The sequence below is a fragment of the Nostoc sp. genome (genome assembly GCF_036917515.1).
Lineage (GTDB): Bacteria > Cyanobacteriota > Cyanobacteriia > Cyanobacteriales > Nostocaceae > Nostoc.
The window spans coordinates 1-11,100 of record NZ_JBALDE010000131.1; the positions used below are offsets into that span (position 1 = coordinate 1).

Genomic DNA, 11,100 nt, shown 5'->3' on the forward strand with positions numbered 1-11,100 from the left:
TCACAGGAGTAAGGTTTCATTCTACAGGCACTTAGACGTTGATATACTCCATCATCCCATACTGTATTGCACTCAAGCAGGAACTGCTATAAAATCCACAAATCTTGATATCGAGTGTAACAATAGACTCCGCAATATCAAGGAAAAATATGATGTTTGTAAGGAAAATTGTCGTCGTGGTGGTAACTAAATTCTTAATATTGTAACGAATACAATGATGTTTGTAAGGAAAATCGTCGTGGTGATAACTAAATTCGTTATTTTAGTAACTTAAAGCGTGATGTTAGTGGCGATGTTAGTAACGGCAACTGGTTTCAATTCCAAAAACCTAGATATCACAAGCAATGAATTGAGTAAGAAATCTCAACTCAACTGGGAGTTAAAGCCACCTTTGCTTTAACTTGGAAAGAACTCGACCACTAGCGCAACAAGGAAGATTTTTGAGCTTATTTTTTCCTGCACTGATTTTTTGGGATTTGGTCATTTGGGTGGCGACACATGAAGAAAAAACAGAAAATCAGGAAGAAAGACAGCTAACTTGGTCAGAAGATAAATTAAACGCAGCTAAAAAGAAACTTTAGGGGCGCAACTTGCTGCAACTGGTAGAAGAAAGAGAAGGATGTTATAAAATTCGTGCCTTAGTGCAGTGGTTTTTGCAAAAGGAGTTAGCCGATGCCAATGAAATGAAATGGCGCAAGAGCTTGGAATACAATTCTTTTGACTTTTGACTTCCGCCTTGCGGTACTAGTAGCTTGAACAATTTAGCTGGACTCAATCAAAATCTATTTCTAGCTCACTGCTTTTATCATTCAACAGTTAGAAGCAGCGAATTTTGCTCCATGCAAAGCTATGAAGGCAAGTTTTCATACTGTGGCAAAAGGATAAATTTGTGGATATTAGCAGACGAAATTTACTGAAGGTAGTTTCTGCTTCTAGTTTAGGTGGAGCCGGGGTATTTGCTTTACAAGGTTTAACCAAACAAGTTTTAGCGCAAAATCAGTCTACCCCACTCCAGATTAAAAAAGGTGAAATGCTCTACAGGCAACTAGGACGCATCAAAGAACAAATATCTGTAATTGGTCTAGGTGGTCATCATATTGGTAGACCAAAAGACGAACAAGAGGGTATTGGGTTGATCCGTACTGCTCTTGATCGCGGGATTAATTTTATGGACAATTGCTGGGATTACCATAATGGAGGTAGCGAAATTCGCATGGGTAAAGCTCTGCAAAATGGTTATCGTCAAAAAGCTTTTCTGATGACTAAAATCGACGGTCGCACAAAGGCGGCTGCAGCTAAACAAATTGATGAATCTTTAAAACGTTTGCAAACAGACCACATTGATTTGTTGCAGCATCATGAAGTTATTCGCATGGAAGACCCAGACCGGATTTTTGCCCCTGGTGGTGCGATGGAAGCAGTTGTGGAAGCACAAAAAGCTGGCAAGATTCGCTACATAGGCTTTACTGGACACAAAGACCCTTTAGTACACCTGAGAATGTTGGAAGTTGCCAATCAAAATAAGTTCCGTTTTGATGCAGTGCAGATGCCGTTAAATGTTATGGATGCTCATTTCCGCAGTTTTGAGAGGCAAGTTTTACCCAGACTGGTTCAAGATGGAATTGCTGTACTGGGGATGAAATCAATGGGCGATCAAAACATTCTCAAAAGCAATGTGGTCAAACCGATTGAATGTCTGCATTACGCGATGAATCTACCAACTTCAACGGTGATTACAGGTATTGAAAGTATGCCTATCTTAAACCAGGCTTTTGAGGCAGTACGTACTTTTACACCCATGAGCCAGGAACAAGTTAAAGCATTACTGAATCGGACTCGCCAAGCTGCTCTCAAAGGTGAGTATGAACTGTTTAAAACTACTAATCAGTTTGATGGTACAGCCAAAAATCCTGAGTGGTTAGGATAAATTTTAGCTAGGGCGTGTTTGAAAACTAAGGATGAAAGCGATTTGGGCAGTTTACAGCAAACAACCATATATTTTGCTGTGGGCACAAAACTGGCACGGCTGCAAAATCCAGAACTAAGTACAATTTTGCATAAAAGCGTAGCGTTTTTAATGCATAGGGATGCATTGGCATTGCAGAGGGACGCATCAACATTGTATCGAGACGCATTGGCATTGCATAGGGATGCATTGGCATTGCAAAGTATTGCCTTTCATTAATTGCTACAAATTAATGAAATGCTGTACTAAGCGATCGCGAGTTGGAAGTGTTGAGCCTGATGGAATACTGAAAAAATGTCATCATAGTTAAAGTGAAAACATTTTGGAGACAAGACAACGGTTTACGCACGCCCTCTAGCACGGTTAATTGAACAATTGCAACGCCTACCGGGAGTTGGCCCCAAAAGTGCCCAACGACTGGCTTTGCATATTTTGAAGCGACCAGAAGCAGAAGTAGCAGCTTTGGCACAAGCTTTAATTGAGGCAAAAAAACAGATAGGCTTGTGTTCTGTTTGCTTTCACTTATCTGCTGAACCTGTTTGTGAAATTTGCCGCAATCCCAACCGTGACAACGACACTATCTGTGTTGTTGCAGATCCTCGCGATGTGATTGCGCTGGAAAAAACCCGCGAATACAAAGGTAAGTATCACGTTTTGGGCGGGGTGATTTCGCCAATTGATGGAATTGGCCCAGATCAATTGAATATACTAGCTTTGCAGCGCCGGGTAAGTCAGCAAAAACCTCAAGAAGTAATTCTCGCAATTAGTCCGAGTGTAGAAGGGGAGACAACAACTTTATATATCGGTCAGCTACTGAAACCATTTACCAAGGTGACGCGGATTGCTTTTGGTTTACCTGTAGGTGGCGATTTGGAATACGCAGATGAAGTTACTTTGGCGAGAGCGTTGGAAGGACGCCGGGAGTTAGATTAAATTTTGTTTATTTTGCAGGTTAATCACTTTCTAGACTATTTGACTGTACATAACATCCGATCGCAAGACATACTTTCGTCCCTGGATAATAGTAGCGCCTTCATGTACTGGTTCGTGGACAAAACACAAAGCCATACCTATTACTAGAAGCACAGCCAGATTAGATAAATCTTTGTAGTATTCAAGAGGATAAAAGCGGGTTTCGCCGCCTTCAAAGCGTTCATTCAGATAAATCATGAAAGTCAATAGACTTTCCTCACCATTAGGTCGCCGATAAGAACCATCATGGTGAGGTACAAATCTCTGACCTGGATCGTAGCGATAGAAACGAAAACGCTCATTCAGCCCAACCGGATGCCATCTACCAATGGTGTTGGGGATATAATTTGACACACGCTGCCATAAATCAAAAGCACGCTCTCGGTCATCCAAAATAACGCGCTGATTATTGCGGATGTCGGGACGCATTTTAAAACCGCGAGGGGTAGTAATAGGAGCATCTGTATAGCCAATGTTTTCTGTTAAAGTAATATACTCAGCGCATTCTGCTGGCGAAAGAATATTTTCCAGCGTGAAAATTTGGTTGCGAAGCAAATCTTTCTTGGTCATGATTAAGTCGATTGAGATTTAAGCCTGATGAATAGTGTATTCTTTATAACCCAATACAGTTCAGTTGAGCCTAAAATCCAATGAACAGAAATAGAGTTTTAGCGATGATTTTGCCCTAGCAAATCTGCAATTGAGGTGAGTAATTCAGTTGGTTGTACTGGTTTGGCAATATGTTTCTGAAACCCAGCTGCTAAAACTTGATCGCGATCGCTTTCTCCGGCATAGGCGGTAAGAGCGATCGCCGGAATTTCTCCGCCCTCCTCTTTGGGCATGGCTCTAAGCATCTTAATTAAGCTGTAGCCATCCATTTCTGGCATTCCTAAATCACTGATTAATAAATTAGGTACAGCCTGTGTTAAATTTTTAAGCGCCTCATTTACCGATGCTGCGACAGTTATCAACGCCCCATTCTGTTGTAGCAAGAAGTGTAGAAACTCACGTGTGTCAACATCATCATCGACAATTAATACTCTTAGTCCACGCAGAACTGAGGAGTTAAATTTCTCTCCTGCTCCTCCTGCTTTACCTGCACCCTCACTTTCCTTCATCACAGGCAGTCTGACAGTAAAAACTGCTCCCTGTCCAATTCCTGGACTGGCTGCTTTTACAGTACCACCATGCAACTCTACTAAGTGACGAACTATTGCCAATCCCAATCCCAATCCGCCAAATTTCCTGGTTGTGCTGCTATCGGCTTGACGAAAGTATTCAAATACGTGGGGTAGAAACTCAGGGGAAATACCTTGACCTGTATCTTTAACTTGAATTATTGCTGAGTGGAAAGTTAATTCACCACTCAATGAAAGACTGACTTCCACTGAACCACGAGAGGGAGTAAACTTGACTGCGTTCGAGAGTAAATTCCCAACAACTTGCTGTAAGCGATTATAATCGCCTAACACTTTACCAACATTGGGGTCAACCTGTACTTTAATCTGGATAGATTTGGTTTCGGCAATTAACCGGACTGTTTCCAATGCAGCATCAATTACAGCTACCAGATTAACAGTGGCAAAAGTCAGGTTCAACTTACCGCGAATAATTCGGGAAACATCCAGCAACTCATCAATTAATTGAATCTGCAATTGAGCATTTCTTTCGATGGTTTCCAAGGCACGACTTGTAGTCACTTCATCAAATTTGCGGCTTTTGAGTAGCGATGACCACCCTAAAATGGGGTTGAGGGGCGATCGCAATTCGTGGGAGAGAATTGCGAGAAACTCATCTTTATTCCGGTTTGCCTGTTTGAGTTCCTCTGCTTGTTGCCTAAGTGCCTTTTCTAATTGCTTCCTGGGGGTTAGGTCAAGAATAAAACAGATCCAAGACGCTGGCTCTCTCTCCACCAAAGCACCACCAATTAGTATGGGAATACGGGAACCATCCTTGCGGATGTATTCTTTTTCAAAGGGAGTACATATCCCAACCGTTAAAAGTTGTTCTAGCCCCTGCCGATCAAGAGCATGATATTCAGGTGGGGTGATGTGTTGTCTGTGTACCTTAGCCGTTAATAGTTCCTCTCGTGTATAACCCACCATTTCTAAAAAAGCTTCGTTCGCCTCAGTAATGTAGTCAGGAGTGGCGAACATAATGCCAATAATGTTGGAATCTACTAAGCGCCTTAATTGAGTTTCACGCTGGCGCAAATCATTTTCTACCTGTTTGCGTTGGGTAATATCCTGGGTAGTACCCATCATCCGTACTGCCTTATCTTCAGTATCATAAAAGACGCGACCTTTAGCAGCAATCCAATGAATACTACCATCAGACCAAAGGGTACGGTATTCTATGTCACACTCAACTTTTTCCTCAATAGAGCGGGCGATCGCTTTATGAATGCATTGGCGGTCTTCCGGATGTACACAGTTGAGGAAAATCTCAAAGCTGATTTCGGCTTCTATGGACAGTCCAAACAGCTGCCGACATTTGTCTGTCCAAATTACCTCGTTGGTGATAATATTCCAAAACCACATACCTAGTTCAGCAGCATTAGTGGCTAACCGAATCCGTTCTTCACTCTCGCGCAGATTTGTTTGAATTTTTTGACGTTCCGATAAAGCCGCTTGCTGTTCGGTAATATCGGTACTCGCACCAACTACCCTAACTAGCTGACCATTTGCATCCCGGACTGCAAACCCCTGGTCTTCCACCCACAAATAACGGCCATCCTGGTGACGCACTCGATACTCAATCCGATAACGGTTTCCATTGACCATACTAGCGATGAACTGGTCATTAACTCTTTGTTGGTCATCGGGATGGATGCGTTCCTGCCACCACTGGAAGGTAGGTTCAGTTTCTTGTTGTGTGTAGCCAAAAACCTGGGTTAGACCCTGAGTTCTTTCCACTGTATTTCTCCCAATCTCCCAGTCATAGATTAGGCAATTAACCGCAGCTGCTGCTAGCTCAAACCTTTCGTTACTTTGCCGCAAGGAAGTTTCTATGTGTCGTCGTTCTGTAATATCAAAAGCGATCCCCAAAAGATATTGCGGCAATCCATCAGCAGTTCTGCTGTACACAGTGTCATAGCTACAAAACCAGCGCCACTCACCATTAGCGTGTCGAATTCGATATTCAAAGCTAAGGACTTCACCCTGATAAGCAGAATTAAATTTTTCAAAATAGCTAGGAAGTCGAGCCAAATCTTCAGGGTGTAAAAGTTGAGTAAATAACTCCTTTCCCATCGCTTGGATTTCTGCTGGTGTGTAGCCCCAACCTTGAGCAATTTCGTAATTAACGTAAGAATTTCGCTGCTCAATTAGGTCATAAATGTAGATTATCCCTGGAAGAGTGCCAGCAATTTGTTGAAACAAACGTTGACTATCCCACAGTGTTTGAAATTCATCTGCATCAAATCGTTGAGTATCTTGTTCGCAACTACAGTCTTCCTGGAACTGAGCGTGCTTAGATTCCGTAATATCCAAAAAAGTTGTCACGATCGCATACAGATTACTTCCTTCAGTTTGAAACAGAGGTTGTGAAGATAACAACAACCAGACTAGCTCACCGTTTGGCTTATAAAAGCCACACACCACATTTAAGCAAGGTTTACCTGTATTTTGGGTAATGATCGCAGGGTGATCACTGAGTAAAGGAGAGCCATCTTCATGAATAAACTGCCACTTGGGATCGAGCAAATTTTGCCCCACAAGCTGTTGTGCGGTCAGTCCCAAAATGCGCTCGCTAGAGGCATTGCAAGCTTGGATAGTGCCATCAGCCAACTGAAGCACCATTCCTTCTTCTTCACTGGTTACTAGCGAAGATTTTGCCTTTTTACTAACTTGCCGATGCAGCAGCTTGTGATTAGCCAGCTGGTTCTGGAACTTTTCCGCGTCTGGCATTCTAAAAAGTTAATTAAATAATTTTAAAGTTAATCTCAGATTGAGTCGCTCATCTTTACATAAATTTTAGGACAATTTCTTCCATTTTGAGGGAGAAGCAGCGATCGCTACTTATATTACTGGTTTATTTGCTGCACCTTATATAGGATAAGGGGAAAAGAGGACAAGGGGATGGGGTGATAAGGGGAAATTTGTCTTTTTGTCCTTTTCATAATTAGCGTTGCTGGTATAGCATTTTCGCGTGTTACCTTTTCCCCTTGTCTCCTTTTCCTCTTCTGTGACTCAACCCCCAACATGAACGCCAGGACGCTTATGAGGATTCTTTTCAGCCCGACGCAGTACTTCCCGGGTAACTACAGCAATGTCACCTTCACCAAACAAGATAAAACGCAATAGGTATTGTATGGGATTTCCCTCAACCCAGCCGAAGTAAGCATGGGGAATTTTACCTGTTTGGTCGCGAATGTAAAGTAGTAAAGCTGCGATCGCATTCGGTACTGCTGCACTTTCAGCCCGGAGGATGCGATAATCACCAACTTGTACCCCTTTTACTTTGATCACATCTGCAAATTCCGAAGCATCGGAGACGTGAATTTCTAGAAACAGAATTGGATCGTTGGCTGGAATATGGTTGTCTTCGCGTACCTCTTTCTCTTTCATAAAATACTCTAGGACATCGCCCGTATTCAACCGATTTGCAATCAGTCGTATTGTTCCCTGGCTATCTTCGGCAAAGAATTGCCTAGCAAGTTCGTCAACTTCAATCCGCTCTGCTCGCAGTTCTGTTGAACGCCAAACACGAGAAACCAGCGAGGTAAAAATGATCGCACCGATGAAAAACCCAGCAATCTTAATCCCTTCTGGTCTTTCGATGATATTGACAATAGTGGTATATAAAAATAACAGTGTAATGATGCCAAAAACGAGTCTGGCCCGCTTCTGTCGGTGACGATGGGCTGATAAAGTTACGGCAAAGGCGGCTGAAGTGATCAACACAAGCACACCAGTTGCGTAAGCCCCACCTTGGGCTTCTACACTTGCTTTGAAGATAATTGTGACAACAAAAGCGATCGCTGTGTAGACTAACACTAATGGTCGGGTTACTCGTGCCCAATTGGGTGCCATGCCATAGCGTGGTAGGTAGCGAGGCACGATATTTAATAGCCCTGCCATTGCAGATGCACCTGCAAACCACAAAATAGAAATAGTACTTAAATCGTAAATTGTGCCAAAGGCATTGCCCAAATACAAATGTGCTAAATAAGCAAGGGCCCGTCCGTTAGCTTTGCCCCCCGATGCAAATTGTGCAGCTGGAATCAGTAGAGTGGTTATAAAACTGGTGGTAAGCAAAAAGAAGCTCATAATTAGAGCCGCAGAGGTGAGCAGCTTGCGTGTATTCCGAATCCGCCCTTTGGGATGATGCGGAGTGCTGTTACTGCTACCTTTAACCAGGGGCATAACGGTAATACCAGTCTCAAAACCTGACAATCCCAGCGCTAGTTTGGGGAAGATGATCAAAGAGATGCCGATTAACATCAAAGGGTTAGAATGGCGTGCAAAAAGTGCAGTTTGCCAATTCGGGATCGTTTCTGTGTGATTTAATATCTGATACAGACCGACGCCAACGACAATGAAGTTTAACAGCAAATAAGCTCCTACCAAAACTACCGCAATTCCAATGGCTTCTCGGAAACCTTTCAAGAAAACTGCACCTAGTAGTGCAATTAATATCAGGGTAACTGCGATCGTCTGATTGTGAAGCCAACTTGGTGTCAGCGGATTTTCGATGATATGAGCAGTAGCATCAGCAGCTGACAAAGTAATAGTAATAATAAAGTCAGTTGCCACAAACCCAAGTAAGCACAGTACAAGTAATTTTCCTTGCCACCAGGAAAGTAAATGCTCTAACATTGCGATCGACCCTTCACCATGAGGGCTTTCGGCAGCAATGCGCCGATAGATTGGCAACGCTCCAAAAAGCGTCAGCAAAACCAGAATCAGGGTAGCTATAGGAGAAAGAGCGCCAGCCGCCAGTGCTGCAATCCCTGGTTGATAGCCAAGGGTCGAGAAATAATCTACACCAGTCAAGCACATCACCTGCCACCAAGAATGCTGGCGATGTGCTTCTTCCTTGCGGTAAGGCCCTTTTTTATCTTGTCGGTTTTCTTCAAGCAACCAATGGATTAACTGGCTGCCGAGCCGTTTTGTTGAAACAATTGATTTAGCCATCAAATACGGTTGTGTTACAAAAGTCGGCTTTGTGATTTTTTAAGCCTTCGTGGTTTATTAAAATTTTTAACTACAAAGGTATAGCACTATTATTGTATGTTAAGCATCCTGTCCGATTTACAAAATATGTAGTAGCTGCCATTTCTATGGGAATGGTCTTTCGTGGCTTATACCATTTTTCTCAAGCTGTTCTACGTGACGAAGCTTCTGATATTGTTACCTACCTCATTGAACGCCATAAACTCCTGGGATTAGTCAAAAACAGGCGTAAGCGTCAATCTCAAGGGTGACGCTTACACCCAACAAATTTGGGCTTTATCTTCTTAAGTTGACACCAATGCATCTTGCCCACCCCCGAAATACAAAGGATGGGCAAGATGCTTATCCCACAAAACTAGCAAAATCATCCCACATTTATGCAACACCCGATATTAATAGGCATCATGTAAAAATAAGTTGTACAAATTTAATCTAGAACAAGTTGCAAGCTTAACTTCCCCATCAAAATTGTTCAAGTTATTTTTGCAAGGCTCCTAAACTCTTCTAAGCCTTGTAAATTGCTGAAAATTTTGATAATGCTTGTAATTCTTCCCAAGAATAGTGAGGGGGTAGTTCAATTGGTTTGCGATCGGCTCCTAATCCTAATTTATTTGTCGGCTGGATTTCTTCAATTAATTCTTCAGCATACTCTACCAGCTTATTGGCTGCAATGCCACCAGTAATTGCTCCAGCAATCCCACCAATGGCAGCACCCACTTTACCACCAATGGAGCGCCCCAATGCGGTTCCGGCAACGCTACCTCCTACAGTACCTAGACTTGTAGCCAATGGATGGGATTGTATTCCTTGTGACTCGTCCTGTTGAGATTGAATTTGTGGTTACTGTTGTAGTGTAATTTGCCCTTGATCGTTTGTCATAATGTTTGCCCTTTTTATCTTTACAAATAAATAATCACTATTGCTATCGTTGAGCTATTATGCCTTAGCGAAACGCTGCTGCAAGCAAATCACCAACACGCAACGCATTAGCCATAATCGTTAATGTCGGGTTAGCACCTGAATTTGAGGGAAAGAAACTACTATAGGACTCCCATTTGATTTATGAAAACATACTGAGACTGAAAAGCCCGTTTTATCAGGGTTTTATCTGAAATCTTGTTCAGAAATAAAATATGAGTCCTATATCTACCACGTAGAGATTATCGACATCATGGGTACGGCAATTAAGGTCAAGGACTGAGGTTTTGGGATCTGTACCAAATCGACAACTACCACATTGATGAGCAACTGCTTGTTCAGGTATTTGAGTGCGGGGATAAATGCTAAATGGCAAGACGCTTTTAGCCGACTGAGGGATTGACTTGAGTACAGATGTCCAACGATGGATTAAGCGATCGCTTGCTTCAATATTATTCAATGTATAATCAACATGAATTTGATTGCCCACCACACGAATCCGATTATTTGGGTCTGGTAAATCCTCTGTTTGCAACCACCAGCCAACCGAGCGCTCGGCCAGCAAATTTCTCTCAAAATGAGGAATCAGCTTGATAAATGGAGCCATCAATGGTGGAGCCTCTGCGGGAATCATATCTGCTAATACATTGCCAGTATTTTGCACCATGCCCATTGGATAAGGAAAATCCGGCTCTCCCCAGTAAAAATCGTTGACAGCGATCGTTTTTTGAAATTTGGCGTGATTCACCTCTAAGTGTATGGAAACTATAGCGGTTTCCAGCTGTTTCATGTAATTCCGTCCCACCTGATCGGAACTATTTGCCAATCCGTTGGGATGCTTATCATTAGCAGAACGTAACAGCAAGGCTGCTGAGTTAATCGAACCACAAGCAACAACGACAATATCGCTGGTAAACCAATGTTTTTCCCCAGCGATTTCAGTTTCTACCCTTGTCACTTCTCGCTCTGACTAATCCCTCTTTTGTTACCTTCGGGGAAGAAAAATAGGAGAAGATTAGCTAGCTATAGACAAATGAATCGGAGAAGCTGGAAAACCATTCATCAATT

11 protein-coding genes and 1 pseudogene are annotated in these 11,100 nt (G+C 42.6%); 7 read left to right on the top strand and 5 right to left on the bottom strand.

Annotated features, from left to right (window positions below; all coding sequences use genetic code 11):
* The 6 genes from V7K89_RS16860 to recR form a co-directional block, all read left to right on the top strand.
* A partial coding sequence (locus tag V7K89_RS16860) for a hypothetical protein (protein WP_335189033.1) occupies positions 1 to 190 on the top strand: 190 nt, incomplete at its 5' end.
* Positions 191 to 440: 250 nt separating this feature from the next.
* Positions 441 to 581, top strand: a complete 141-nt coding sequence (locus tag V7K89_RS16865; protein WP_335189035.1) for a hypothetical protein — start codon at positions 441 to 443, stop codon at positions 579 to 581.
* A 9-nt stretch (positions 582 to 590) separates the two neighbouring features.
* Positions 591 to 728, top strand: a complete 138-nt coding sequence (locus V7K89_RS16870) for a hypothetical protein (RefSeq protein ID WP_335189037.1) — start codon at positions 591 to 593, stop codon at positions 726 to 728.
* Positions 729 to 889: 161 nt separating this feature from the next.
* Positions 890 to 1,927: an aldo/keto reductase gene (locus V7K89_RS16875; protein WP_335189039.1), complete on the top strand. Its 1,038-nt coding sequence runs from the start codon at positions 890 to 892 to the stop codon at positions 1,925 to 1,927.
* 18 nt (positions 1,928 to 1,945) lie between these two features.
* Positions 1,946 to 2,185 carry a hypothetical protein gene (locus V7K89_RS16880; protein WP_335189041.1) on the top strand — a complete coding sequence of 80 codons (240 nt, stop codon included), beginning with the start codon at positions 1,946 to 1,948 and terminating at the stop codon, positions 2,183 to 2,185.
* A gap of 156 nt (positions 2,186 to 2,341) precedes the next feature.
* Positions 2,342 to 2,899, top strand: a complete 558-nt coding sequence (gene recR, locus V7K89_RS16885) for a recombination mediator RecR (protein ID WP_334906425.1) — start codon at positions 2,342 to 2,344, stop codon at positions 2,897 to 2,899.
* Positions 2,900 to 2,929: 30 nt separating this feature from the next.
* Here the strand turns inward: recR and V7K89_RS16890 are convergent, their stop codons facing one another.
* From V7K89_RS16890 to V7K89_RS16900, 3 genes are all read right to left on the bottom strand, one after another.
* Positions 2,930 to 3,508, bottom strand: a complete 579-nt coding sequence (locus V7K89_RS16890) for a prolyl hydroxylase family protein (RefSeq protein WP_335189044.1) — start codon at positions 3,506 to 3,508, stop codon at positions 2,930 to 2,932.
* A 98-nt stretch (positions 3,509 to 3,606) separates the two neighbouring features.
* Positions 3,607 to 6,846: a PAS domain-containing protein gene (locus tag V7K89_RS16895; protein ID WP_335189046.1), complete on the bottom strand. Its 3,240-nt coding sequence runs from the start codon at positions 6,844 to 6,846 to the stop codon at positions 3,607 to 3,609.
* A 282-nt stretch (positions 6,847 to 7,128) separates the two neighbouring features.
* On the bottom strand, positions 7,129 to 9,075 hold the full coding sequence (locus tag V7K89_RS16900; RefSeq protein WP_335189048.1) for an amino acid transporter: 1,947 nt from the start codon (positions 9,073 to 9,075) through the stop codon (positions 7,129 to 7,131).
* 140 nt (positions 9,076 to 9,215) lie between these two features.
* Here V7K89_RS16900 and V7K89_RS16905 point away from each other — a divergent pair.
* Positions 9,216 to 9,402: pseudogene (locus V7K89_RS16905) on the top strand (IS4 family transposase); the annotation flags it as partial.
* A gap of 216 nt (positions 9,403 to 9,618) precedes the next feature.
* On the opposite strand, the gene V7K89_RS16910 reads toward V7K89_RS16905, so the two are convergent.
* Positions 9,619 to 9,903 carry a colicin V family bacteriocin gene (locus tag V7K89_RS16910; protein WP_335189050.1) on the bottom strand — a complete coding sequence of 95 codons (285 nt, stop codon included), beginning with the start codon at positions 9,901 to 9,903 and terminating at the stop codon, positions 9,619 to 9,621.
* Positions 9,904 to 10,234: 331 nt separating this feature from the next.
* Positions 10,235 to 10,990: a GMC oxidoreductase gene (locus V7K89_RS16915; protein ID WP_442941696.1), complete on the bottom strand. Its 756-nt coding sequence runs from the start codon at positions 10,988 to 10,990 to the stop codon at positions 10,235 to 10,237.
* Positions 10,991 to 11,100: the final 110 nt, after the last annotated feature.